Consider the following 25340-nt stretch of genomic DNA (forward strand, 5'->3'; position numbering starts at 1 on the left):
CTAAAAGCACTAGAGCAATAACTAAGAGCAAAATTTCTTTTTCAGGGATGAAAAAGCGAAGCGTACATGGAAGTATTTACAGCGGTTTTGCGATAGTTATGCTCTAGTGCTTTGAGCATATTGCACACTAGGTCTAGCGCTTTTGCGAGCAACTCTCCATTCACTAGCTTGGCTATGTTGCACCAAACTTGCAGCGCGAACCTCATCAACCCCGTATCTAGATTCAAACAAAGAACCAAGCTGAACAAAAAACCAACAGGGAAAACGTTTTACTTAATTAACAAAAACAGCTAAGATCACATCGCTATCTGCAAACAAATTCGTTACACTGGCAAAATCCAGTGGAAGTAAACAAAGACTAACGGAAAAACGGTACTAGACTATGAGCTCTACAATCTTAGTAACTGGTGGCGCGGGTTACATCGGCAGCCACACTGTATTAGAACTATTAAACCAAGACGACCAAGTAATAGTGGTTGATAACCTAGCCAACGCATCAGAAGAATCACTTGCTCGCGTAAAAGACATCACAGGCAAAGACGTCACTTTCTATAAAGCAGATATCCTAGACACAGCTGCATTAGATGAAATATTCGCCAAGCACCAAGTTGATGCAGTTATCCACTTCGCAGGCTTAAAAGCAGTAGGTGAAAGTACTCAAATCCCACTAACCTACTACCACAACAACGTTACAGGCACGATTAACCTTTGCCAAGTAATGGCAAAACACGGGGTTAAATCAATCGTATTTAGCTCATCTGCAACTGTATATGGCGATCCACAAGCATTACCATTAGTTGAAAGCATGCCTACTGGCATTCCAACTAATGCATATGGTCACTCAAAATTAATGATTGAAGAAATTTTGCGTGATTTATCAGAGTCAGATCCAGAGTGGCGCATTGTATTATTGCGTTACTTCAACCCAATCGGTGCTCACGAGTCAGGCCGTATCGGTGAAGACCCTAACGGTATTCCAAATAACTTAATGCCATTTATCACCCAAGTAGCAGTAGGTCGTCGTGAACAACTTGCAGTATTTGGTAATGATTACGACACGCACGACGGTACTGGAGTGCGAGATTATATTCACGTAGTTGATTTGGCTTTAGGTCACTTACGTGCGTTAGAAAAAATTCAAAAAGATTCAGGTGTTTTCACGTATAATCTCGGCACAGGTACAGGTTATTCCGTATTAGATATGGTAAAAGCGTTTGAAAAAGCGTCAGATAAAACCATAAAATACCAACTTGTAGACCGCCGTCCTGGTGATGTTGCAGCATGTTATGCAGATGCAACTGCAGCCAAAACAGACCTTAATTGGGAAGCGAATTTTGGTTTAGACCGCATGTGTCAAGACAGCTGGCGCTGGCAAAGCCAAAACCCAAATGGGTATAAAAATAGTTAGAGCATAAGCTCACAAGGTAAAGGATAAAACGTGAAATATTTAGTCACTGGTGCAGCCGGTTTTATCGGATTTTTTACAGCACAAAAGTTATTAAAAGCAGGCCATCAAGTTGTAGGTATCGACAACTTAAATAGCTACTACGAAGTCAAGCTAAAAGAAGACAGACTAAAAGAGTTAGAGCCTTTCGAACACTTTAGTTTTGTAAAAATAGACTTAGCTGACCGTGACGGTATGGCACAATTATTCAAAGAGCACGGCTTTGATGTGGTTATTCATTTAGCCGCTCAAGCTGGTGTTCGTTATTCGTTAGACAACCCTTTTGCTTATGCAGACTCAAATCTTGTTGGTCACTTATCTATTTTAGAAGGGTGCCGTCATAACAAGGTTAAACATTTGGTTTATGCATCTTCAAGTTCAGTGTATGGCTTAAACAGCAAAATGCCATTTGCCACAGAAGATTCAGTCGACCATCCAGTTTCTTTATACGCAGCAACAAAAAAAGCCAATGAGTTGATGAGTCACACCTACTCGCATCTATATCAAATTCCAACGTCGGGATTACGCTTTTTTACTGTGTACGGCCCTTGGGGTCGTCCTGATATGGCGTTATTTAAATTCACCAAAGCCATTATTAACGGCGAACCAATTGACATATATAACAATGGTGACTTGGCGCGTGACTTCACTTATATCGACGATATAGTCGAAGGTATTTTGCGTGTAGCCAATAAAATTCCTGAAGCAAACTCAGATTGGACACCAGAACAAGGTTCAGCAAAAGACAGCTCAGCGCCTTACCGAGTTTACAACATAGGTAATGGCTCACCAGTGCAATTAATGGACTTTGTTAAAGCAATCGAAAACGCAATCGGCATAGAAGCTAAGAAAAACTTTATGCCAATGCAACCAGGAGATGTATTTAAAACTTGGGCAGACACTGAAGACTTAGAAAAAGTCACAGGTCACAAGCCGCAAGTATCGGTACAGAAAGGAGTCGAAAAATTTGTAGCTTGGTATCGCAACTACTATCAAGTTTAAAAAATTAAACCTAGTCGCCATTTTTAACATTGCAGTTTCTGTGTAACAACTTAAAATGGCGCGCTTTTAATTGTTAACTTAAAATCTGGCTCTAGTTTAATGAAATATACCCACTTATCCGCATCTATTATGGCAATCGGCCTTGCAGCAGCAACCCATAGCGCAGCAGCAAGCAAAAACCCCGAAGATAAGTTTGGTAAATTTGTCGCATCAGTTGAGCTTGGTTATATCATGACCGAAGGCAATACTGATTCGACCTCAATTGTATTTAAAGCAGATATTGGTAACGAAACCGAATCTTTCCGTAATCAGTTTTCATTTGATTCTCTATATAAAGAACAAGACGAAGATACAAAGGAAGTTGATGCCAACGGCAAACCGATAAAAAAAACAGTCACTAAAGAAGAAAAATATTCAGCTTCAGCGCAAACCAACTACAAGGTAAATGAAGAAGGTGATGCGATATTAGCGTTCGCCTCGTACGAAACCAATCGATTTTCAACCTTTCATTATCAGGCTTCCATAGCTACTGGTTATAATACTCGTTTACTTGATTCAAAAACCGGATTTCTTGATTTATCAATCGGCCCGGGTTATAGCTTTGATGCACTAATTGTCGAGGTAAATGATCAAAACCAGCGAGTGACTAATGGAGTCGATGAAAACGGCGAGGCAATTAAGGTTGTATTAAAAGACGCTCAGGGTAACCCGATTATGGGTGATCAAGAAAACCGTAATCAATTGATTTGGCGCGCAGCTGCAACATACCAAAGAAAAATCACAGAACAGATAAAGTTTCGTTCAGCTTATTCAATTGAAGACGGCGACTTTAACCGAAAATCAGAACTTGAAGCCAGCATCACAATGCAAGTAAATGGCTCTTTAGCGGTGAAAGCTTCAATTAAAAATAAGAAAAACTCGGCAGATAACAGCGACGATAAACAAAACCGTATTACCCTTGTTTACAACTTTTAACTCGTCAACATTATTCAGCCACAATAACTCGATTACGCCCCTGCTGCTTTGCCTGATACAAAGCAGCATCTGCTTTAGTAAAACCCTCGACAAAATTTCCCTTGCTCAATTGCGCGACACCAAAAGAACAGCTAACAGCAGGCTGCCCTGTTAATAGCTCGCTAGAAGCTATTAAACACCTTAGTTTTTCAGCCAAGCGCTCAGCGTCAGATACTGAAGCCTGCATACACAACACAACAAACTCCTCACCGCCCCAACGCACAACATGATCAGACCGACGAACACTCTGCAACAAAATTCGACTCACTTTGATTAGAACTCGGTCACCTTCATCGTGGCCATATTTGTCATTGATTTTCTTAAAGAAATCGATATCAAGTACAATGACTGATGCAGGCTCATTTTCATTCATCAACACATCATTCAGTTTACCCAATACGCCATTTAACCCATGCCGATTTAGACAATTGGTTAATTCGTCATGATTTGCTTGATCTTCCAGCTTATCTTTTTCGTCTAATAGCATTTGGTTGACTTCCGACAAACGTCGAGCAAACTTGCGTGTTTTAGCAAAGTTTTTTTGCACTAAGATCACATATCGAACAGTTTCAACACAGCCAATAAATAGCCAAATCAAAATAATGGTTAAATAAAGTGAGGTCTCGTCAATTAGTTTGCCGGTGAATTTTACCCGTCGAAACGAAATTTGCACATGTCGCGCTCTATCGTTATCTCCCGAAGCGAGGCGGATGCTAGAAATGTTATCAAATTTGGTTTTTGCATAGGCGGTTTGTGCGTGCGATAGAAACCACCATGAAGGAACATAAAATTCATCTAAATATAATTGATAGAGTTTCATACCTTGCTGAGGCTTAACAACATTTAAGTTAGCTCTACTGTATTCACCGTGCTGATTACGCTCTTGATTGTCTAAATAAATAAGCAAAGTGTCGTTATAATCGGACTGATAGGCTAGTTCAATCTCTAAACGAGAATAACTCGATAAATCGACTTCTTCAAAATGGGTTTGATCAATGGGAATGTCTAAACTACAAAAGCCGAAGGTGTGTGATTCGACAATATCACAATCCAATTTTAAAAAACCATCTTCATATATTGCTCTGCTGACAGATCTACCACCATTAACAAAGTCGTTGAACATGGCATATTTTGTATCTTTGGATGCTTGAATAACTAATGTTCGTTCCATGCCAAAATATTGCCAAAGCAGAGCAATTACGCAAGCTATCCCAAGCACAATATAAAATTTAATCCGCAACAAATAACCCCAAGTCAGCAAAACTACATACAAGTATTGTTGCCAATTGGCTATTTTTCAAAGTTTAAATGGCAAACAAGCGGCTAAGCCGCTTGTTTTGTTTTCAGCACAATGCAAAGTTAACTTACCAACCCGGCACACCATGCATATCAGGTAATTGATGTGCTATCCCTTTGTGGCAATCAATACAGGTTTTTTCACCTGTTGCTAATGCTGTACTGTGCATCTCAACCGCTCTTGGGTTTTGTAGGGTAAAGTCCATAGAATCAAAATTATGGCAATTCCTACATTCTAGTGAGTCGTTGGCTTTTAACCTTGCCCATTCGTTTTCGGCCAAATGACGACGTTTTTCCATAAACTTCTCACGCGTATTAATAGTGCCAAAAATTTTCCCCCATACCTCTTTGGACGCAGCCATTTTGCGCGCTATTTTGTCTGTCCATTCATGTGGAACATGGCAATCAGGACAAGTTGCACGTACGCCAGAGCGATTTGTATAGTGAATCGTGGTTTTCAATTCTTCATACACATTGTTTTCCATTTCGTGGCAGCCAATACAAAACTCTTCGGTATTGGTTGCCTCGAGAGCGGTGTTAAATCCGCCCCAAAAAATCACTCCGGCTAAGAAGCCGCCTAAGGTTAAAAACCCTAGGCTGTAGTGCACACTTGGTTTGCAAAAGGTCTGCCAAACTAACTTTAGCCACTTCATATTAACCTTCCTTACTGATCGCTCAGTTTCATCAAATGTTTAGAGTCGGTAAAAGTATTTTCAACTACAGGCTCCACATCTGATTGGGTTACATGGCACTGATTACAAAAATATCGACGCGGTGATATTTCAGCTAAAAAGTTGCCATCTCTATCCATAAAGTGGGTAACAGACACCATAGGTGCTTGGCTTTCTTCTACCCTGTCACGGCTATGGCAAGACATACACTTATTAACCCGCGTATTCACCTCATAACCACGAGTATTATGTGGAATAACTGGCGGCTGCATTGGATAATTACGCTTTTGTTTAACGTCGTTTTTAATCTCTTTTGGGATTGCTGGCGCTGCAACATCATCGGTAATTTCAGCTTTGAGTATTGGATTAAAAGCGTCGTTAGCCTGAATAGCGTTTACCGTAATTACACATACCAAGGCGCTAGCGATACTGATAATTTTAATTAACTTATTCATAGTGACTCTCCTAAACTTTCTCTATTTTCACAGCACATTTTTTAAAGTCTGTCTGTTTTGAAATAGGATCGGTTGCATCCAACGTCACTTTGTTAATTAATCGGCCAGCATCAAACCAAGGCACAAACACCAAACCAATTGGCGGTTGGTTACGTCCACGTGTTTCTACTCGAATACGAATTGAACCTCGACGAGAGGTTAATTTAACTTCGTCACCACGGCGTAAACCACGCTTTGTCGCATCATCTGGGTGCATATAACACAAAGCATAAGGCACAGCTCTATGTAACTCAGGAACGCGATTGGTCATAGAGCCACTGTGCCAGTGCTCTAAAACACGCCCAGTAGATAACCACAAGTCATATTCTTCATCAGGAGATTCTGCGGGCGGCTCATATGGCAAAGCAAAAATAACCGCTTTACCATCTGGTTTGCCATAAAACTCAAAACCACTGCCCGCTTTCACATAAGGATCAGCCCCTTCACGATAACGCCATAAAGTTTCTTTGCCGTCGACCACAGGCCAGCGTAAACCACGCACCTCATGGTAAACATCGTAAGGCGCTAAGTCATGGCCATGATCTCGACCAAAAGCTGCGTATTCTTCAAATAAACCTTTTTGAATGTAAAAACCAAAATGGCGCGCTTCATCATTTAAACGCTCAGCTGGTACTTCACGTAAAGGATATTTATCCACATTGCCGTTTTTAAATAACACATCAAATAAAGTTAATTCATTGGCGTGTGGCACTTGCTTAGCAAGTTTAGCTGGCCAAATGTCGGTTAGTTTGAGATAACGGCTAAACTCAACTAGCTGCCAAAGATCAGACTGAGCTGAGCCTGGCGCTTTAACTTGTTGATACCAAGCTTGCGTACGGCGCTCTGCATTACCATAAGCACCTTCTTTTTCAACCCACATAGCGGCAGGTAAAATTAAATCGGCACATTGAGCTGTCACTGTAGGGTAAGCATCAGAAACAATAACAAAAGCCTCGGGGTTACGATAACCCGGATATCCTTCTTCATTAATATTGGCCGCAGCTTGCATATTGTTGTTGCACTGCACCCAATACACTTTTAGTTTGCCATCTTTTAATGCGCGGTTGTGCTGTACCGCATGCAAACCTGGTTTAGCCGGAATTGTATCTTTTGGAAGCTTCCAAATTTTCTCAGCGTAAGCTCGATGTTTTGGATTTTTAACCACCATATCGGCTGGTAATCTATGGCTAAAAGTTCCTACTTCACGAGCTGTACCACAGGCAGATGGTTGACCGGTTAATGAAAATGGGCTGTTGCCAGGTGTTGAAATTTTGCCAGTTAACAGATGAATATTGTAAATGAGGTTATTAGCCCAAACACCACGCGTATGCTGGTTAAAACCCATAGTCCAGAAAGAAGTTACTTTGGTAGTAGGGTCTGCATATAATTCAGCTAAAGCATTTAAGTCTTTAACACTTACGCCTGATAATTCACTGACTTTTTCAGCAGTATATTCACTGACAAACTCTCTGAATGCGGCAAAATCAATGTCTTTAGCTGCACCCGCTTTATCAGCATTTTTAGCTTTTTGCTGCAACGGATGTTCATCACGCAAGCCATAACCAATATCCGTTTCGCCTTGTTTAAAACGGGTATGCTTTTTAACAAATTCCCAATTCACTTTATCGTTTTCAATAATATAGTGGGCAATAAAGTTTAAAATGGCTAAATCAGTTTGTGGGGTGAAAATCATTGGCATATCGGCCAAATCATAACTTCTGTGTTGATAAGTTGATAACACAGCCACTTTTACATGCGGGTGGCTTAAACGTCGGTCGGTTAAACGCGTCCATAAAATTGGATGCATTTCCGCCATATTAGAACCCCACAAAACAAAAGCATCAGCAGCTTCGATATCGTCATAACAGCCCATAGGCTCATCAATGCCAAAGGTACGCATAAATCCACCAACGGCTGAAGCCATGCAATGCCGAGCATTCGGCTCAATATTGTTAGACAACAAACCCGCTTTCATTAATTTAACCGCGGCATAACCTTCCATGACTGTCCATTGGCCAGAGCCAAACATACCGATAGATTCTGGCCCGTGCTCTTTGATTGCACTGGTATATTTCTCCGCCATAATTTCAAACGCTTGCTGCCAAGAAATAGCGGTAAACTCACCATTTTTGTCATAACGGCCGTTGGTCATGCGCAACATGGGTTGGGTTAATCTATCTTTGCCATACATAATTTTTGACAAAAAGTAGCCTTTAACACAGTTTAAACCACGGTTAACCGGTGATTTAATATCACCATGGGTCGCGACTACCTTGCCATTTTTGGTTGCGACATTAATGCTACAACCTGTACCACAAAAACGGCATGGCGCTTTATCCCAATGTAATTGAGTTGCTGAAGATTCAGTAATTAAGTTACTGGCATAACTGGTTAAAGGTACACCTGCAACGCCTGCCGCAGCTTGAGCGGCACTTGCTTTTACAAAGTCTCGCCTAGAAAGTTTCATAATATCCCCACTAACTTTGTTTATTTAATTCGTTTTCTAAATATTCGTGATACACAGGTACGGCATGGAGTAGTCCACTAACCTGTTGGAATTGCTCACTACTATTCGCCATTGCTTTAGCACTAGGCGCTTCAAGCGTTACTATCAGTTGGCCAACATCGTCTTGACCATGTAGCTCGCAGTATTCGATTTGATTAAGTTCAGATATGGCTTTGTCGATTAAATCCGGTTGGACTCTGACAATAAAACTGGCTATGTGCCATTCGGTATTCATGATGGTCCCTTAAAAAATGCGTGGTGCGAACAACAATTGGTAAATCCAAATTGAAAATCCGTATGCACCTACCAGAGCTATGCTCAATAAGGGAAACAAGACAACAGTTATAAACAGAAAGATTTTTAGCTCACGCTTTTTCTCAGTTTGCATTTGATTCACCTTCGTTGATGATTCTAAAAAATAGCGGTGGACAGTTTGCGTCTGAGCACAGCATCACTGAACTCGCTGTTCACCATAATTGCTATGCTATGCCATCAAAGCGCAAGCAATATTGCGCTAGATCAACAAATGGAATGACAAGTTAGATGCTTTGAAACGGCGCGCGGATGCGCTTTCTAGGTGCATTGATATTGCCTAAATAATGCTTCCCCACCGAAAACAAAAAAGTTAAATCTTTTAAAATCAAACAGATAAAATCAACCAAGAAAAATGGTCTACATTTTGCTAAATCAAATTGTTCTTCATCAACAAAGCAGTTATAGAAAGACACTATGCAAAGTAAGTATGAGTCGCACCGTAGCATCGGATTAAGAGCTTTGTTACTCGTAGAATCCGAGAATTTTGACCGTGATTTAAGAAATGCCCTACTAACATGCGGTTATGATGTGTATCCGGCATTAACATCTAGTCATATATTAAAAGTGGTAGATAATGTTGATCCAAACGTGATTATTTTGGATGTAGACAGGTTGACTACTGAAAATATTCATAGCCTGCACATTCTCAATGAAATTGACCCTAAACCTATGGTTATTTTCACCGAGTTTTCGGATCAAGAGATGATAGACCGCGTACTCAAGTCAAAAATAAACGCTTACATAGTTGGAGATAAACTCCCCCAACACGTTGGTGCAACCATTCAAATTGCCATCGCGCGTTTTCGTGAAGTGCAATCATTAAAAAATGAGTTAACCGAAACAAAACGTAAATTAGAAGGGCGAAAATGGATAGATAAAGCCAAAGGTTTGTTAATGACCAGCAAAGGTTTAACCGAAGATCAGGCTTATCAAACGTTACGCAAAATGGCGATGGACAATTCTCAACGCATCGACGAAGTTGCGAAAAACGTTATTTCATTTATGCAAGCTGTTGGCTAATTAGCCATATCTGTTAAAGTATGCCCCTTAAAAATAAAACATTGATTTTATAAAACACATACGGATTTGTGTTAACAAGCGCTTCCGTATGTGCACACAAGGAGCATACGGATGATATTCAGTACAAAAGTCAAACTGCTAAGCAAGCTTGCACTGTTATGTTTGGCTATTTTAATTATAATCAGCGGCTTAGGCGTGTACTGGAAACACCAAAGTCGCTTTAGTGATGACAGCCCCTACCGAGGTGTTCAATACACTCAAAACAAACAATTTTTAGATGGCTTCGACAAGTTTTATCCAAGCCCCCAATTTCCAAACTCACAAATAAACGGCAAATGGCAAGGTTGGAATGCCAGCCAAAGTATGTGGTACTACAACACCACTCAAGGCTCTGATTTAATTCCTTACGACTTCTTTTTATTTTTAGAACAACACAACTCCAACGAGCTATTTAGAGACGAAAAAAACTTCGATAAATTTCGCTATATAGTGCAAAAACCGACAGAGTCTAACCCAGATGGCCTGCCGCTTGGTTTTGTTAAAGATGAATATTTGGGTAAAACATATGTGGGTTTAACCTGTGCGGCCTGCCATACCAGTCAAGTAGTCTATAACAAGACGGCTATTCGTATTGATGGTGGCCCAGCAATGGCAAACATGGATATGTTTATGCGCGAGCTTGAAGCAGCCCTCTCAGCAACGCTGCAAGATAAACATAAAAAACATAGATTTATCACCAATGTTTTAAATTACAACTTAAAACAAGGTATTTTAGGCCAGCATAACTACGATAACGAACAAGCTATTGAAGCTGATTTGCACAAATATATGCTGCAAGTATCCTTATATAACTACATTAACTTTAGCCCAACAGAATATGGTTATGCGCGTTTAGATGCATTTGGGCGTATTTTTAACCGTGTTTTGCAACACACTCTGAATAAAAAACAGCTGCAGCAATCTATCGCTGAATCATTTGATGGTGCCACAGCTTCAGAGCTGTTGCGTGATTTAAATGATGGATTAGTCGACAACGATGATTTGCCGCGAGTATTTGATAGGCTAATCAGCCAGTTTGATCTTGACCCAGACTCAGCCAACTTAGTCGAAAACATGGCGCAACTACGCAAATTAAAAGAAATTTTATTTAACGCGCCCGACGCACCTGTGTCGTATCCCTTCTTGTGGGATATAGCCCAACATGATTATGTACAATGGAACGGCATAGCCGCCAACGCAGGCGTAGGCGCTGTTGGCCGGAATACAGGCGAAGTCATGGGCGTATTTGCGACACTTGATTGGTACGAATCTAAAAACAGTACTTTATCCACTTTAATTGGCGGTCAACCCAAAAATGACAATGGTAAATATACCCACTTTAAGTCATCGGTCGATTTAACCAATTTGCGTTTAATTGAATCTCAGCTCAAAGATTTAACTAGCCCAATGTGGCCTGAAGAAATATTAGGTCGAATAAAATGGCAAGATGTTAAAGCCGGACAAACACTATTTGAACAACACTGTGGTAGCTGCCATTTACCGATAGAAGCAACCAATCCAAGGCGTAAAGTTGTCGCACAAATGGCCAAACTTGAAGCCATTCAAACAGATGAAAAAATGGCAGCTAATAGTGTTAACTACACAGGTCATACAGGTATCCTAGAAGGCATTTATTTAGGTACGGATGTTGGTGATATTTTAATGCAAGAACAAGCACCAGTCGCAGCTATCCTGACTGCCGCGACCCGCAATGTAGTTGCAACACCAGACCCAGACAAAGGCTGGTTAGCCAATTGGTTCGACTGGTTATACAACCTAGCCGCAACCTTTTTTGATAACGACATTAAACAATCGATAAAACGTGGTGACTACAACCCAGATACCACAGCTAACCCATGGGCATCTGTATTAGCCTATAAAGCAAGACCTATGAATGGTGTATGGGCAACCGCACCATACCTACATAACGGATCAGTACCTACTTTATACGACCTACTTTTACCTAAATGTACTGCAAAGCAAATCAGCGATGGTGAAAAATGTCGCCCAGAACAGTTTGTAGTTGGTAGTCGTTTATTCGACCCAGTAAAAGTTGGTTTTGTTAGTGATGGCTACGATGGGTTTGTTTTTGATACTTCTAAAGTAGGTAACAGCAATGCTGGCCACGAATATGGTACTAAAGATATTCAATTGCCGAATGGTCAGGTTTTACCGGCGTTAACCGATAAACAAAGATGGCAAATTGTTGAATATATGAAGTCGATTTAATTGCTTCAGGCATGGTGAAACCAAGCCCAACTGAAGCATAATTTTCTAAAAGCGCTGTACACCTTCCATGGTCGCTCTCACAAGGCTTCCCTGCCTTTTGAAGTTTTAGAAAATCAGCATTCAGTTGGACTTTTATCGAGCATTTTTATCGCTTATACAATGAACAACAGCATCGATTGAAAAACAGTAAAGCGACTAAATATCAGAAAAGGTGAATGGATGTGTTGCGAGCAAAACTTCAAAAGATAGGGATATCTTTTGCGAGCGGCTCAGGGACGAGTTCAAAGCGATTTTGCGAGGAATACTCCATTTACCTTTGACCTCCTCTGCCACAAATCAAGAAGCGCTATAGATTCAGTGGTAACAAGCCCAACTGAAGCATAATTTTCTAAAAGCGCTGTACACCTTCCATGGTCGCTCTCACAAGGCTTCCCTGCCTTGTGAAGTTTTAGAAAATCAGCATTCAGTTGGACTTTTATCGCACATTTTTATTGCATCTAGAATAAACAACAGCGATATAAATGTAGGAAAGTGCTAGAGCAATAACTTAGAGCAATATCTCTTTTTCAGGGGCGAATCAGAACCGAAGCACCGCTTCGCAGTCTGATGAGGTGGAGTCAAGGACGGCGACAGGGCCTGCCCTTCAGGGACGAATAATCTACTCAAAGTTTGCTTGAATCTAGAAACAGCGTTTTTGTGATAGTTATGCTCTAGTGATTTCCATACATATTGCAGCACACTTGACGCAATACAATTAAAAAAATGTGAAATGATGTGGGAAAAGCAAGCCCACTAAAATCTTTATTTTAGCGGGCTTATTCTGGGGTATGAGATCTAAAAATTAGTGACTAACAACCGACTCAAATAACTCAAAATAATTCGGGAAAGTTTTCGCAGTACACTTAGGATCATTAATGATCATAGGGTTTTTCCCCATAGCAGCTAAACTAAAACACATCGCCATACGGTGATCGTTATAAGTATCAATTGCCGCAGTTTGTACCTCAACTGGTGGGGTTACAATAATATAATCTTCACCCTCTTCAACCGTAGCACCAACTTTACGCAACTCAGTCGCCATAGCAGATAAACGATCTGTTTCTTTAACACGCCAGTTGTAAATATTGCGAATAGCTGTAGTACCTTCAGCAAATAAAGCCGCCGTTGCAATAGTCATAGCCGCATCTGGGATATGGTTTAAATCAACATCAACCGCACGTAATGGACCACTCTTAGTTACAGAAATGTACTCTTCGCCCCACTCAACAATAGCGCCCATTTGCTCTAACACTTCAGCAAAACGTGCATCACCTTGCACACTCTTAGTACCAACGCCATTTACTTTAACCGTGCCACCTTTAATAGCAGCAGCAGCTAAAAAGTAAGAAGCCGAAGACGCATCACCTTCAACCAAAATGCGACCTGGTGACTGGTAAGTTTGACCCGCTTTAACTTTAAATACCTGGTAATTTTGGTTTTCAACTTCAACACCAAACTGCTTCATTAAACTTAAAGTAATTTCAATGTAAGGTTTAGAAACCAACTCATCAATCACAACAATTTCTAAATCTTGTTGGGCTAAAGGTGCAGCCATTAATAATGCAGTTAAAAACTGGCTAGAAATACTACCTTTAATTTCAACACGGCCGCCTTTTAAACCAGTCGCATTAATTTTTAATGGTGGGAAATCAGTATCTTTTAAATATTCAATGTCAGCACCAACTTGACGTAAAGCATCAACCAAATGGCCGATTGGGCGCTCAAACATACGTGGCTCGCCTGTTAAAACAAACTCACCTTGGCCTAAACATAAAGCTGCTGCCAATGGACGCATTGCTGTACCAGCATTACCTAAAAATAACTCAGCACTACCATCAAAGTTAATTGGGCCTGCTAAACCTGTTACTGTACACTCAGTTTTATCAGCAGATAATTCATAACTCACACCTAACTGTTTAAGTGCAGTTAACATGTGGCGAATATCGTCACTGTCTAATAAATTGGTAATGTGCGTTTCGCCTTTCGCGAGTGCAGCTAATAATAAAATTCGGTTCGACAAACTTTTAGAACCTGGAATGGTCACTTCACCGTCAACTGCGGTAATAGGTGCAACTGTTAAGCTTTCCATCAACTCTGCTCTTATCTATAAACTTAAAAAACTGCCAAGATTATACCCAGTATTCAGCATTAATGCGATTTAACCCTCAACTAAAAACTATGAATTTGTTGAATAAAACAGCGATTAAACGACAAAAAGCTAAAATTAACTCACAAGGCTTGCGAAAGGTCTTTGAATATGGATAATGCACTGCGTCTCATTATGGTAACCTTGTTGGTTCCCTCGCAATGATAGTTCGTGAACCTGGTCAGGACCGGAAGGTAGCAGCCACAGCGAATAACTCATGTGCCGAGGTGTCGCTGGCAAGGTTGCCACCCAAATTTCCCTTCTGTTGATACAACCATACCCTGACAAACATCCTGGTTGTTTGCCAATATCAAATTAGTTTAATTCTGTCGCTGAGTATTTGTCCATATCAGCATAATCTAGGTTTTCACCTGACATACCCCAAACAAAAGCATAGTTTGAAGTGCCAGCACCACTGTGAATAGACCAAGGTGGCGACACAACAACTTGGTTATTTTTAACCCATAACACACGAGTTTCGGTTGGTTCACCCATAAAATGCGCTACCGCTTGGTCTTGCGGTAAATCAATGTATAAGTAGGCTTCCATTCTTCGGTCGTGTTGATGCGCTGGCATGGTATTCCACACGCTACCTGATTTTAAGATGGTGATGCCCATTTGTAGTTGGCAAGTTTGTACCACACCATTAATCAGCATCTGGTTAATTTCGCGCTCGTTTGAAGTTTCAGCGCTGCCCATCTGCAATACATTAGCTTCTTTGCGGGTTACTTTTTTATCTGGGTAAGCATGATGCGCAGTTGCCGAATTTAAATAAAATTTTGCTGGGTTTTGTCCATCAGTGCTGCTGAATAGTACTTTTTTATCACCCGCGCCTACATATAAAGCTTCTTTATTCGCCAATTGATACACTTGGCCATCAACCGTAACTGAACCTTCGCCACCCACATTGATAATGCCAAGTTCACGACGCGATAAAAACCAGTCGCTTTTAAGTGGGTCAATTGATGTGAGCTCCAAAGTTTGTTCAACAGGCACGGCACTGCCTACCATATGGCGATCATAATGCGTATAAACGAATTGGATTTTATCTTGCTGGAAAAGATCTTCGACCAAAAATGAGCTTCTAAGCTGTTTGGTATCAAATTGGCGGGCTTCATTTGGTCCAATCGCATATTGGGTTGTGTATTCTACTGTCATAGCTATCTCGCGTAACTCACAAAACAAGTATCATATCTGTTATCTTACAAGTTAGCAAAATGAAATAACTAAATTGAGTTGATAAATGCTTTTGCTACCACAGTCAGATGATTTTTTCGGCTCAAAAATACGGTTTCTGGTGTTTGGCTGCCGTGTAACTTTATATACGGTATGGTAAATAGTTTTTCGGCCATTTTAGCTGTTTCTAAGGTTACAATGGCGCTGCCTAAGTTATGTTTAACCGCATTAATTAGATGAAATAGCGAATCCGTTTCAAACACCAGTTGCATTTCAAGTTCAGCATTATTAAACAGCCGATCAATATTTTGTCTAAATTGCATGCTTTTATTGAGCAAACATAATTTCAACCGCGCCACGTCAGCCAACGCAAGCTGTTTAAAATTCGAAAATTGCTCAATTTTATTCGCGGCCAGCAACACTGCAAGCTGATTGCTGCCTTGATGAATAATATTAAATTGCCCTTCTAATCTAGCCATCTCAGCATCATAGAAACCTAAGCCAATATCGATTTGATGACCGAGCAAAGCACTCACTATTTGCTGATTGGTCATCACAGACAACTGCACAGCAACATCTGGAAAACCTTGGTTAAACTTGGCGATTATCGGCATGATATCAACATTCGATTGCGGCACTATCCCCAGCTTTAAATGACCTGTTAAACCAGACTGCAACAAACTAATTTCTTGTTTAATATTTTGCTGCTCCAACAAAATATTCTCTGCATACTGCAATACCAACTGGCCTTGTTCAGTTAACGCAATAAACTGGCGACCACGCACAACCAATTCTGCATCTAATTCCTTCTCTAATTTTGCAATGCCAGCTGACAATGTGGGTTGAGTGACATGGCAAATTTGTGCTGCTTTCGCAAAATGGCGTGTTTTCGCTAATGTGCAAAAGTATTCAAGATGTTTAATATTCATTTAGTCATCTGGATTAACTAACGTCAGAATAAAATCAAAACTAACACTTTTGATAGAATTTAGCTATTAACAGATAAATTTGTTTGATTGGCAGCACAAGCCATGATCTATTAGCATAACCACAGGATTAATTTTTTAGCGATTTAAAGCACGCGCATATGCCACAAGTAGTTGAAGAAATTGCAGCAGCTATCAGCATCAATCAAGTTAATTACGCCGTTATGATGATAACGCCGGATAACATTGAAGATTTTATTGTCGGTTTTTTATTTAGTGAAAGCCTAATCGACCACGCCCATGATGTGCACGATATCGAATTTGCCCCCCACCCGCTTGGGCTTAACATCAATATAAAGCTATCGAATAGATGCATGCATACGCTAGCGGTAAAACAACGTTCATTAAAAGGCACATCTGGTTGTGGTATTTGTGGTAGTCAGGCATTGGAATATGCCTTTCCGGATATAGCCGAACTTGCTAGCAGCACACCCTATACAATTGCCCAACCCCAACAATTTAAACAAGCTTTAAAACGACATCAGGTAAAAGCACAAGCGTCGGGTGCATTGCATGCCGCTTTTTGGTTAGACCAAAATAATCAAGTACTTGCTTGTCGTGAAGACATTGGCCGTCACAATGCGCTGGATAAAATAATTGGCGTGATTAAAAAACAAAAATGCAGCAATAAAGAGCTGACTCAACATGCGTTATTGGTCACCAGCCGTTGCAGCGCAGAGCTTATTCAAAAAGCAGTAAAAATAGCTGTACCAACTTTAATTAGTTTGGCATCCCCTAGCACACTTGCTATTCGTTTGGCCGAACAATACAAATTGAATTTAATTCATATTCCCAAACGTGATGACTTAATTTATTACCCAGCAAAACAGCCATCCATCAGCCAGAGAATAACAACAAATGACCTCTAAATTACCAAAAAAAGCAGGTGGTTTACCATCGGTTCAGTCAACCATTAAACATTTGCTGCAAAGCCATCGTACACGTGAAAATATAAAAAACTTATTACGTGTTAATCAAACCGATGGGTTTGATTGCCCAGGTTGTGCTTGGGGTGATAACCAACATGGTACTTTTCAATTTTGTGAAAATGGCGCAAAAGCGATTGCTTGGGAATCTACCGACAAATTAGTGGATGCTGAATTTTTTAAAACCCATAGCGTGTCGCAACTATTAAAACAATCTGATTATTGGCTTGAATACCAAGGCAGGCTAGCTGAGCCGATGCGCTACAATGCAAAAAATGATCGTTATCAAAGCATTAGCTGGCAAGATGCATTTAAGTTAATTGGCGATAAACTCAATAGTTTAACCGACCCAAACCAGCTTGAACTTTATACCTCAGGACGAGCGAGCAACGAAGCGGCTTATTTATATCAATTATTCGGGCGTTTATTTGGCACCAATAATTTCCCTGATTGTTCAAATATGTGTCATGAAGCCAGCGGTGTTGCCCTAACCCAATCAGTTGGCATAGGTAAAGGCACTGTGGTGTTAGACGATTTTGACCATGCCAATGCCATTTTTGTTTTTGGGCAAAACCCCGGAACAAATCATCCAAGAATGATGAATGCACTACGAAAAGCATCAAAACAAGGCTGCAATATCGTCACGTTTAACAACTTAAAAGAAGTTGCATTAAAAAAGTTTGCTAGCCCACAAGACCCAACAGAGTTATTAACCCCAGCTGCAACACAAATAAGTCATCTATATCTGTCACCTAAATTAGGTGGGGATATGGCAGCTATTCGGGGTATGGTAAAAACCCTAGTTGAAAGTTACCCGAGCAAAATCAACCAAACCTTTGTGCAACAACATACTAAAGGTTTGGATGATTACTTAGCTATTGTTAACACCACCTCATGGCAACAAATAGAACAACAGTCGGGTTTAACTCAAAATGAAATTGCCCAAGCAGCCAAGGTATTTATTGAAAGTGACAAGGTTATTAGTTGTTGGGCTATGGGTTTAACCCAACACGCCCATTCAGTTGATACCATTCGAGAAGTGGTTAATTTACATTTGTTAACCGGACAAATTGGTAAAAAAGGCGCAGGTATTTGCCCGGTTCGTGGCCATAGTAATGTGCAAGGCAACCGCACTATGGGCATTAACGAAAAACCAACAGCTGCTTTTCTTCAAGCTTTAGAGCAAACACTCAAGGTGCAACTCCCCTACGCAGCTGGACACAATGTTTATCACGCTCTAAATGCCCTTCAACAAAAACAAAGTAAAGTATTAATCTGCTTGGGTGGCAACTTAGCCCAAGCCGCTTCTGATAGTCAATTTACCCATCAAGCAATTAAAAATGCCCAGTTGAATGTACAAATCAGCACCAAACTTAATCGAAGCCATTTATTAGTCAGTGAAGATGCATTGATATTGCCGTGTTTAGGCAGAACCGAAAAAGACCAACAACAAAGCGGCCTACAAAAAATAACGGTGGAAGATACTTTCAGTATGGTGCATGCGTCACAAGGTATGACAGAGCCAGTTTCACCGCACTGTATGTCGGAAACCGCGATAGTTGCGCACATTGCCCATGCGACTTGCCCAGATAAATTTAACTGGCTCGAACTTAAAGATGACTACAGTAAAATTAGGCAACTCATTGCCCAAACTATTGTTGGTTTTGAACAATTTAACCAAAAAATTGAACAACCTGCAGGTTTTCATTTAACTAACTCAGCGGCAGAGCTTAGATGGAATACAGCGAGCAAACTGGCTAATTTTAATGCCGCTAAGTTACCTGACAGTATATTGGCCGACTGTTATTCAAATATGCAGCAAACAATCGGCGATGCTAAAAACATTACTTTTGTACTGCAAAGTATGCGTTCACACGACCAATACAATACAACTATTTATGCATTAAACGATAGATATAGAGGCATTAGTGGTGAACGTAATGTGTTATTTATAAATAAAGACGATGCAAAACAGCTTAATTTAGCCGAAGGTGAGCACGTAGATATAAGCTCTGTGTGTGACCAAGGGATCAGCAGAGAAATTAAAGCTTTTAAACTGGTTTATTACGATATCCCGCGTGGAAACCTAGCGGCTTATTACCCAGAAACCAATCCATTGTTGGCAATAGACAGTGTAGGCCGAGCTTCGTTTACTCCAACGAGTAAATCTATTCCGGTCACCATTAAAGCAACGACCTTACAGGCATTAAACATCAAGCAAGTTTAAGCGTATTCTGTGCTACAGGCTTGTATCAAGATCATTTGATACAAGCGTTTCATAATGAAACCTAAAACAGCGTAATATCACTTTCATCTTCTTGGTCGGCAGGCGTTTGTTGACCTTTTTTCTGCAGCATAAGTTCAATTGCTTGGCTAACCGATGCACCTTGCATTATGTAGTCATAAACTTCTTTTTCATCAACTAAACAGTATTGCTGCACTAACTTTTCACGTAAGTCTGACCAAGGAGAAGCTTTGCGAATCATTTCTTCCATCGCCAGCAAATCAGCAAGCTCTTCTAAACCGGAAGATACATGAGCTAAACGCTGCGATAGCCTATCGTAAAATTGTAGCGCGATAATGGCTTTTTTAATTTGCTGATTCATTGCCTCAGTTGCTTGTGCTGTTTCTTGGCTATCTACTTTATTTTGCAGTGCTTCGCATTGAGCAGAAACTTCACTACAAAACTCAATAACTTTACCAATTGAGACATCACCGTCTGATAAGCCTAAATGAATTTGTGCGACAGACAAAGACAATAACCTAGCGGTTTCAGCACGAAAACATTCAGTCGACAGTTCCTTATCAGGCTGTTCCATATTCTCTCCTAACTTATACTATTTAGGGCATTTTTTTCAGTATAGAAGACAGCTAAACAGCTCGCCAATTAATTTGTTAATGAAATAGCATCTAGCCAACAAGAGTAGTATTCTAAATAATCAATAAAGTGCAGGGTTAAGCAAAATATGTTGAATTGGGATCTACTTTTAAATGGCCAACGCCGCAAAGACAGGCACGGTAGCGGCAGTACAGTTTTATCCGCCAACGGCAGAGTTGAGTTAGAACGAGATTATGATCGTATCTTATTCGCAACCCCTACCCGCCGCATGGGGGATAAAACCCAAGTATTCCCGTTAGAGCGCAACGACAGCGTGCGCAACCGCTTAACCCATTCGCATGAAGTGTCTAGTCTTGCCCGCAGTATTGGCATTCGTTTAGCGTTTGATTTTAGACAGCAGATTTTTGGCGAAGACGCAGACAAAGATATTGAACGCTGTGTGCCTGCATTGCTTGCAGCAATTGGCCTTGCGCATGATTTAGGCAATCCACCTTTTGGTCATCAAGGCGAAAAGGCTATTCAAAACTGGTTTAAGCGCAACGAAACAAAAGTATTTGGTGAATTAAAACATCCTGATAGCCATGACTTTTTGGGCTTTGACGGCAATGCGCAAACCTTCAGATTAGTCACGCGCTTACAAATTCTTAATGACACTTTTGGTTTAAACCTCACCTATGCAACTTTAGCATCTATGCTTAAATATCCAGTATCAAACAAAGCGGCAAAACCTTTGGGATGGAAAAAAGCCGGATATTTCGCATCTGAACAAGCAATTGTTGAAGACGTTTGGCAACAAACAGGTTTAGCCGAAGGTTTACGCCACCCCTTCACTTTTGTCATGGAAGCCTGCGACGATATCGCCTATATAGTGTTAGATGCAGAAGACATAGTGAAAAAAGACATAGCATCGTTTTCTGACATAGTGGACCACCTGCAGCATATGAACCCAGACGATGTTGTTACTCAAAATGTGCTAGCTGCGGCTAAAAGCAAAAACAAAGAATTTAAAAACGCGGGTTTAAGCCCGAAAGAGCTTAACGATGTGTCAATGCAAATGTTTAGAGTGTATGCGATTAGCGCTATGGTTAAAGCTATCCTCAACACGCTGGTTAGCGACATTAACAATATTATGTTGGGGCAAACACCTGCAAGTTATAGTTTGTTAGAAACCAGTGAAGCCGCGCAATTTTGTAAAGCCATGCGTAAATTTGATTATGTACACGGGTATCGACATAAATCAGTGTTAGAGCTTGAACTCAAAGGCAATAACTATATATCTGGCATAATGGATATGTTATGGATAGGCATAAGCAACGAAGGGCAAGATAACTTGTTTTCACAATATGCCTACCAGCGCTTATCCGAAAATTACCGCCGAATTTATGCTGAATCGGAAATGAGTGATAATTACCGCAAAGCCCAATTATTAGCAGATGCAGTTTCGGGCATGACCGACAGTTACCTGATTTATTTGCACGACGAGTTAAAAAACCTGCATGGCTAAAATTGCGCAATCAGATGTTATCCTCAAAAAGCGTTTGCAGCGTTTTTTTGACCAGCACAACAATAGTGGTCGACAACAGGTTAAACAAATCGTCAATAGGTTAAACCAGCTGGGTACTGTATATCTGTTTGGTGGCGCTATCCGCGATATAGCTTTGCAAGGCATACGCAATTTTTATGGCGACTTAGATTTTGTTGTTGACTGCAATGCACAAAAGCTCAAAAGTTTGATGCAAGGTTTTGCCCAAGATATGCAGGTGCATTTTAATAAATTTGGTGGCTATCGGCTGTATTGCCAAAAATGGTATTTAGATGTGTGGCCACTTGAACACACTTGGGCATTTCAGCAACAGCTAGTGAAGTATCAAACAGTAGAGAGTTTATTAAAAACCACTATTTTAAATTGGGATGCAATTGTCTATAACACCCAAACCCAGCAACTGATTCATAATGAAGATTATTTTTCGGCGATTAAAACTGGCACGTTGGACTTACAATTAGCAGAAAATCCTAATCCACTCGGTGCTTATGTGCGAATTTTACGCTGTATTGTGCATAAACCCGTGCAACATATTACCGCTGAGCTACACCAATATTTGCAGCAACAACACCTATTGTTTGATCAAGCACAAGTAATTGAATATGAAACAGCTCATTATCGCCAATGTTATTTGACCGAGATAAAGCCAAACATTTATCATGCATTTTTTGCTGCTCCCTCAGCTCCACAACTGGCGAATAGCCTGCAACAAAGCAACTTAGATTTATTATGAAGCTCAGATATATTTTTGCCCTTGGCATTCCACTGTTTGCGGTATTAACCGGACTTTCTTTTTATTTTTATTGGCAAGACAACCACCAAGTTTTAGCTCAAGTGGAAGCGCAGCAAACACAAGCAGCAATTGAATTTGCTAAAAAAAATGATCAAATGGCTTGTTTAAGCCAAGTGATTCAACAAAGTGAAAACTGCCGTGAAGCCAATTGCACCGTCGGCTTAAAAGTGTTTTTAAGCCACTGTATTCAGCATGCTGCGACAAACGAGCAGCTATGCGAAGGTGTACCTGAGCTGCACGACTACTTAGCAAAAGTAAGTTGGTCTGTGTCTGTGTGCCGCAAAGCCAAAGTGCGTAACGGCAATTGCAGCAATATAGTTAATGAAATCCCACAATTATGCGCCACTACTAACACCAGCTTGTAAATCTTCACAAAAGGCATAAAACAGGCAATCATTTAACGCAATTCTGTGATTGGTGGTTGCCATAAAAATACGCAATTTATGCCGAGTTAATATCTGACCATCTTTACAATAAATAATGCTGTCGGACTGCACCTCGCCTGCTTCATTTCTCACGGTAAAAGGTGCACAACCTATATTTGACCAACCAATTAAACAATCGGCACGGGTAATCCCCATATTGTGCTGTTCAATGTCTGAAACTAAAGTGACGTCTGCATCAGGGTCATTTTTGTCGGCAAAAACCATTTTGGTTTTAGGATCTAGCTCCAAGCGCAGTGGATGTTCAACAATATCCACCAACATATAATGATGACCAGCAAATAAATTATCTGCCATTAGAAATTCATGCACACCTTGATAGGCCATCTCATGCGCTTGTTGGTCTTTCGCTCCACCACATTCAACCGTCACTATCGGACAATTAAAATTTTGTTCCATTAAAGAGCCAAGTGATAAACGTGTATACATCATGGTTTGACAAAAAAACGAGGCTAGCGCTTGCACTTGCATATCTATCCGAGTTGCCACACAAAATGACGGACTCGTACCTGAAGTATTGTGCATATCAATCACAGCTTCGGCTTTAACTTCATTGATAGCTTGCAAAATACTGCCTGCTCTTTGGGTAACAGCAGCATCATCTTTATTCAAATTAAAACATCTATTTAAATCGTGTACATCATCAACATATCTGTTGGTAAACACGGGTTGCTGCTGCGCTGCCTCAACCGAACAAATAACAAAACGCACATTGGTCATAGGGGTAATTTTGCTTTGCAAAAACCTATGCACTGCAATAAAACCCGAAGGCTCATTGCCATGCACCAACACACTAACAACCCTTGTTCTATTGGTGATATGCCCTTGCATGTCAATCACAGTAGGGCCGTGTAAACTCAACAACCATTCGGTTGGGTCTGCGGGTAAATGTAAATTCTCTGCATGGGTATAGCGTAATTTTTTTAATGTTATTGCCATGGTCGCTCCCATTGATGCACTGGCGCACCTGATACACTTTGTTGCTGGTAAAACTTCAACATCTCAATACAAGCATAGTGCCTATGCTGCGTTTGCTCAAAATAATGCAGCGCGGCTTTTTGCCAATTTGCACCTGTTGCATTTTGTTCTACTCTTCGCTGAATAATCGCTAAATAGTATTCAGCTTCTGCATTACAAATACCTAATAAAATCAAACCTGTTTTGGCAATTTCTAACGAGTTCAACACCACTTGTTTAATAGGTTGATGAGTCACGTGATATTGTTCGACGTCTGGCCAATAAATGGATGCATTTAAACCATGTTGCGCTGCGCGGTAAAAGTTATTGTCGACTATTTCAAACGGCATAATCGCCGAATATGCCTCCATTTGCTGGCTCAAACCATAAGCTAACCCAACTGAAAACGCTGCATTGGCGACCATATCTTCAACCGTTGGCCCTGCGGGTAATGCACGAAATTCAATGCGGATATGCCCTGTTGCTTGGTGGCAATATACAGGTCTGTGCCAATTCCATACAGTGCCCATATGCAAACATAACTCAGATAATTCGGGTAAACCTTCACCTTGATGTGCTGGGAATAAGTTTGGTAGTAACACTGGGTATAGCGCAACTGCTTCGGCATATAAACTCCAGGCACTTTGTTTTAACCAACCTAAACCTAAATTGACCCGCGCTGGTAATTGGCGCGCGACCAAATCACGTACGCGGCAATCTAATACCTGTTTAAGCAAAGCAATACGTGTTTCGTCCCAAACCACTTTACCTAAAAAAATTGGCGAATTGCCACTAGCTGCCGTGACCAAAGCTTGGCTCAACATAGCTGCGTTATACACATCAACAAAAGCACCTGGCGGTACCATCATATGCACTTGAAAAGACGTATTCGCCCCTTCGGCGGTTACATCCTCCACTTGCATATGTACATCCTCTTCACCATGAATATCTATTTGAAAAGGAGCACCACGGTTAATTTTTAATTGATCAACCAAAATATGATAGCGCTCTAAATCTGTCATATTTTGTTTGAGTAAATCATTTGGCCTAAGTGTTGGCAAAATACCTATAGCAGTCGCGTGGGTACCTAAATCACGACAACAATCATTTAACTGATTCAACCTCTGCGTCATTTGCTCCGCCATGTGGCTAAAAGCTTTATCGTCTAACGGGACGGGAGGAACATTGAGTTCGAGGTTATACTGATTAATTTCGTGTTGAAAAACCGAGTCGTGCAACTTGGCCAAAACTTGCTGATTACTCAGTTGGCAGTGGCCTTCAGAATCTGTGAGGTAAAGTTCAAGCTCAGCACCCAATTTTAACGAGGCTTGGCCAAAATTAGGCCGCGCCATTATTAATTTAAGTTCGTCGAGTTGTTGGTGCAGCCTTTGTTTAAACTGAACAAAATCTTCTGGCGAAAAACATTGTTTGTTGACGTTTTGTCCCATGCACTTGCGCAACC

At 40.7% G+C, this 25340-nt stretch carries 22 protein-coding genes and 1 other RNA gene; 11 read left to right on the forward strand and 12 right to left on the reverse strand.

The window, feature by feature from the left end; translation table 11 throughout:
• Positions 1-382: 382 nt before the first annotated feature.
• From galE to ACMZOO_RS04160, 3 genes are all read left to right on the forward strand, one after another.
• Positions 383-1408 (forward strand): UDP-glucose 4-epimerase GalE, encoded by a 1026-nt coding sequence (gene galE / locus ACMZOO_RS04150; RefSeq protein ID WP_440905523.1) that lies wholly within the window; start codon positions 383-385, stop codon positions 1406-1408.
• A gap of 30 nt (positions 1409-1438) precedes the next feature.
• A complete protein-coding gene (locus ACMZOO_RS04155; RefSeq protein WP_440905524.1) occupies positions 1439-2446 on the forward strand; it encodes an NAD-dependent epimerase in 1008 nt (335 codons plus the stop codon).
• A gap of 99 nt (positions 2447-2545) precedes the next feature.
• Positions 2546-3421, forward strand: a complete 876-nt coding sequence (locus ACMZOO_RS04160) for a DUF481 domain-containing protein (RefSeq protein WP_440905525.1) — start codon at positions 2546-2548, stop codon at positions 3419-3421.
• A 10-nt stretch (positions 3422-3431) separates the two neighbouring features.
• Here the strand turns inward: ACMZOO_RS04160 and ACMZOO_RS04165 are convergent, their stop codons facing one another.
• From ACMZOO_RS04165 to ACMZOO_RS04190, 6 genes are all read right to left on the reverse strand, one after another.
• Positions 3432-4631 (reverse strand): GGDEF domain-containing protein, encoded by a 1200-nt coding sequence (locus tag ACMZOO_RS04165; RefSeq protein ID WP_440905526.1) that lies wholly within the window; start codon positions 4629-4631, stop codon positions 3432-3434.
• Between the two features lie 193 nt (positions 4632-4824).
• Positions 4825-5409 carry a cytochrome c3 family protein gene (locus tag ACMZOO_RS04170; protein ID WP_440905527.1) on the reverse strand — a complete coding sequence of 195 codons (585 nt, stop codon included), beginning with the start codon at positions 5407-5409 and terminating at the stop codon, positions 4825-4827.
• Between the two features lie 11 nt (positions 5410-5420).
• Positions 5421-5882 carry a nitrate reductase cytochrome c-type subunit gene (locus ACMZOO_RS04175; protein ID WP_440905528.1) on the reverse strand — a complete coding sequence of 154 codons (462 nt, stop codon included), beginning with the start codon at positions 5880-5882 and terminating at the stop codon, positions 5421-5423.
• A gap of 10 nt (positions 5883-5892) precedes the next feature.
• Complete coding sequence (gene napA, locus ACMZOO_RS04180) at positions 5893-8388, reverse strand: nitrate reductase catalytic subunit NapA (RefSeq protein WP_440905529.1); 2496 nt, start codon at positions 8386-8388, stop codon at positions 5893-5895.
• Between the two features lie 10 nt (positions 8389-8398).
• Positions 8399-8662, reverse strand: coding sequence for a chaperone NapD (locus ACMZOO_RS04185; RefSeq protein ID WP_440905530.1), 264 nt, complete (start codon positions 8660-8662; stop codon positions 8399-8401).
• A 9-nt stretch (positions 8663-8671) separates the two neighbouring features.
• On the reverse strand, positions 8672-8824 hold the full coding sequence (locus tag ACMZOO_RS04190) for a periplasmic nitrate reductase, NapE protein (protein ID WP_440905531.1): 153 nt from the start codon (positions 8822-8824) through the stop codon (positions 8672-8674).
• Positions 8825-9156: 332 nt separating this feature from the next.
• On the opposite strand from ACMZOO_RS04190, the gene ACMZOO_RS04195 reads away from it, so the two are divergent.
• Positions 9157-9762 (forward strand): ANTAR domain-containing response regulator, encoded by a 606-nt coding sequence (locus ACMZOO_RS04195; protein WP_440905532.1) that lies wholly within the window; start codon positions 9157-9159, stop codon positions 9760-9762.
• A gap of 111 nt (positions 9763-9873) precedes the next feature.
• Positions 9874-12030 (forward strand): di-heme-cytochrome C peroxidase, encoded by a 2157-nt coding sequence (locus ACMZOO_RS04200; RefSeq protein ID WP_440905533.1) that lies wholly within the window; start codon positions 9874-9876, stop codon positions 12028-12030.
• Positions 12031-12871: 841 nt separating this feature from the next.
• Here the strand turns inward: ACMZOO_RS04200 and aroA are convergent.
• Positions 12872-14158 (reverse strand): 3-phosphoshikimate 1-carboxyvinyltransferase, encoded by a 1287-nt coding sequence (aroA, locus tag ACMZOO_RS04205; RefSeq protein WP_440905534.1) that lies wholly within the window; start codon positions 14156-14158, stop codon positions 12872-12874.
• Between the two features lie 202 nt (positions 14159-14360).
• Between aroA and ffs the strand changes: the two genes are divergently transcribed.
• Positions 14361-14457, forward strand: an RNA gene (ffs, locus tag ACMZOO_RS04210) — signal recognition particle sRNA small type.
• Between the two features lie 73 nt (positions 14458-14530).
• Here the strand turns inward: ffs and kduI are convergent.
• Both kduI and ACMZOO_RS04220 read right to left on the reverse strand, forming a co-directional pair.
• Complete coding sequence (gene kduI / locus ACMZOO_RS04215) at positions 14531-15373, reverse strand: 5-dehydro-4-deoxy-D-glucuronate isomerase (protein ID WP_440905535.1); 843 nt, start codon at positions 15371-15373, stop codon at positions 14531-14533.
• A 68-nt stretch (positions 15374-15441) separates the two neighbouring features.
• Positions 15442-16320 (reverse strand): LysR substrate-binding domain-containing protein, encoded by an 879-nt coding sequence (locus ACMZOO_RS04220; protein ID WP_440905536.1) that lies wholly within the window; start codon positions 16318-16320, stop codon positions 15442-15444.
• A gap of 158 nt (positions 16321-16478) precedes the next feature.
• On the opposite strand from ACMZOO_RS04220, the gene fdhD reads away from it, so the two are divergent.
• Both fdhD and ACMZOO_RS04230 read left to right on the forward strand, forming a co-directional pair.
• Positions 16479-17246, forward strand: a complete 768-nt coding sequence (gene fdhD, locus ACMZOO_RS04225) for a formate dehydrogenase accessory sulfurtransferase FdhD (RefSeq protein ID WP_440905537.1) — start codon at positions 16479-16481, stop codon at positions 17244-17246.
• Positions 17236-19530 carry an FdhF/YdeP family oxidoreductase gene (locus tag ACMZOO_RS04230; protein ID WP_440905538.1) on the forward strand — a complete coding sequence of 765 codons (2295 nt, stop codon included), beginning with the start codon at positions 17236-17238 and terminating at the stop codon, positions 19528-19530. Before fdhD ends, ACMZOO_RS04230 begins: the two co-directional genes overlap by 11 nt.
• A 61-nt stretch (positions 19531-19591) precedes the next feature.
• Here ACMZOO_RS04230 and ACMZOO_RS04235 read toward each other — a convergent pair whose 3' ends face one another.
• On the reverse strand, positions 19592-20122 hold the full coding sequence (locus tag ACMZOO_RS04235; RefSeq protein ID WP_440905539.1) for a hypothetical protein: 531 nt from the start codon (positions 20120-20122) through the stop codon (positions 19592-19594).
• A 147-nt stretch (positions 20123-20269) separates the two neighbouring features.
• Here ACMZOO_RS04235 and ACMZOO_RS04240 point away from each other — a divergent pair, with 147 nt between their 5' ends.
• Genes ACMZOO_RS04240 through ACMZOO_RS04250 form a run of 3 tightly spaced genes read left to right on the forward strand, consistent with a single transcriptional unit; the run spans position 20270 to position 22843 of the window.
• Positions 20270-21646, forward strand: coding sequence for a deoxyguanosinetriphosphate triphosphohydrolase family protein (locus tag ACMZOO_RS04240; protein WP_440905540.1), 1377 nt, complete (start codon positions 20270-20272; stop codon positions 21644-21646).
• On the forward strand, positions 21639-22418 hold the full coding sequence (locus ACMZOO_RS04245; RefSeq protein ID WP_440905541.1) for a hypothetical protein: 780 nt from the start codon (positions 21639-21641) through the stop codon (positions 22416-22418). The genes ACMZOO_RS04240 and ACMZOO_RS04245 overlap by 8 nt, the downstream gene beginning before the upstream one ends.
• Positions 22415-22843, forward strand: coding sequence for a hypothetical protein (locus tag ACMZOO_RS04250; RefSeq protein WP_440905542.1), 429 nt, complete (start codon positions 22415-22417; stop codon positions 22841-22843). Before ACMZOO_RS04245 ends, ACMZOO_RS04250 begins: the two co-directional genes overlap by 4 nt.
• Here the strand turns inward: ACMZOO_RS04250 and ACMZOO_RS04255 are convergent.
• Positions 22814-23860, reverse strand: coding sequence for a hypothetical protein (locus tag ACMZOO_RS04255; protein WP_440905543.1), 1047 nt, complete (start codon positions 23858-23860; stop codon positions 22814-22816). The two genes, ACMZOO_RS04250 and ACMZOO_RS04255, sit on opposite strands and share 30 nt — an antisense overlap.
• Positions 23851-25326 carry a glutamate-cysteine ligase family protein gene (locus tag ACMZOO_RS04260; RefSeq protein WP_440905544.1) on the reverse strand — a complete coding sequence of 492 codons (1476 nt, stop codon included), beginning with the start codon at positions 25324-25326 and terminating at the stop codon, positions 23851-23853. Before ACMZOO_RS04260 ends, ACMZOO_RS04255 begins: the two co-directional genes overlap by 10 nt.
• Positions 25327-25340 lie beyond the last annotated feature (14 nt).

Origin of the sequence: Catenovulum sp. SX2 (assembly GCF_052056295.1) — a bacterium.
GTDB lineage: Bacteria > Pseudomonadota > Gammaproteobacteria > Enterobacterales > Alteromonadaceae > Catenovulum.

Bases quoted from the DNA above. Each gene is read 5' to 3' on its own strand.
- fdhD (WP_440905537.1), top strand. From the start codon at position 16,479: ATGCCACAAGTAGTTGAAGAAATTGCAGCAGCTATCAGCATCAATCAA.
- ACMZOO_RS04240 (WP_440905540.1), top strand. From the start codon at position 20,270: ATGTTGAATTGGGATCTACTTTTAAATGGCCAACGCCGCAAAGACAGG.
- ACMZOO_RS04245 (WP_440905541.1), top strand. From the start codon at position 21,639: ATGGCTAAAATTGCGCAATCAGATGTTATCCTCAAAAAGCGTTTGCAG.
- ACMZOO_RS04200 (WP_440905533.1), top strand. From the start codon at position 9,874: ATGATATTCAGTACAAAAGTCAAACTGCTAAGCAAGCTTGCACTGTTA.
- ACMZOO_RS04165 (WP_440905526.1), bottom strand. From the start codon at position 4,631: ATGGAACGAACATTAGTTATTCAAGCATCCAAAGATACAAAATATGCC.
- ACMZOO_RS04170 (WP_440905527.1), bottom strand. From the start codon at position 5,409: ATGAAGTGGCTAAAGTTAGTTTGGCAGACCTTTTGCAAACCAAGTGTG.
- ACMZOO_RS04260 (WP_440905544.1), bottom strand. From the start codon at position 25,326: ATGGGACAAAACGTCAACAAACAATGTTTTTCGCCAGAAGATTTTGTT.
- kduI (WP_440905535.1), bottom strand. From the start codon at position 15,373: ATGACAGTAGAATACACAACCCAATATGCGATTGGACCAAATGAAGCC.
- ACMZOO_RS04160 (WP_440905525.1), top strand. From the start codon at position 2,546: ATGAAATATACCCACTTATCCGCATCTATTATGGCAATCGGCCTTGCA.
- ACMZOO_RS04185 (WP_440905530.1), bottom strand. From the start codon at position 8,662: ATGAATACCGAATGGCACATAGCCAGTTTTATTGTCAGAGTCCAACCG.
- ACMZOO_RS04195 (WP_440905532.1), top strand. From the start codon at position 9,157: ATGCAAAGTAAGTATGAGTCGCACCGTAGCATCGGATTAAGAGCTTTG.
- ACMZOO_RS04250 (WP_440905542.1), top strand. From the start codon at position 22,415: ATGAAGCTCAGATATATTTTTGCCCTTGGCATTCCACTGTTTGCGGTA.
- galE (WP_440905523.1), top strand. From the start codon at position 383: ATGAGCTCTACAATCTTAGTAACTGGTGGCGCGGGTTACATCGGCAGC.
- ACMZOO_RS04220 (WP_440905536.1), bottom strand. From the start codon at position 16,320: ATGAATATTAAACATCTTGAATACTTTTGCACATTAGCGAAAACACGC.
- ACMZOO_RS04175 (WP_440905528.1), bottom strand. From the start codon at position 5,882: ATGAATAAGTTAATTAAAATTATCAGTATCGCTAGCGCCTTGGTATGT.
- ACMZOO_RS04230 (WP_440905538.1), top strand. From the start codon at position 17,236: ATGACCTCTAAATTACCAAAAAAAGCAGGTGGTTTACCATCGGTTCAG.
- napA (WP_440905529.1), bottom strand. From the start codon at position 8,388: ATGAAACTTTCTAGGCGAGACTTTGTAAAAGCAAGTGCCGCTCAAGCT.
- aroA (WP_440905534.1), bottom strand. From the start codon at position 14,158: ATGGAAAGCTTAACAGTTGCACCTATTACCGCAGTTGACGGTGAAGTG.
- ACMZOO_RS04235 (WP_440905539.1), bottom strand. From the start codon at position 20,122: ATGGAACAGCCTGATAAGGAACTGTCGACTGAATGTTTTCGTGCTGAA.
- ACMZOO_RS04255 (WP_440905543.1), bottom strand. From the start codon at position 23,860: ATGGCAATAACATTAAAAAAATTACGCTATACCCATGCAGAGAATTTA.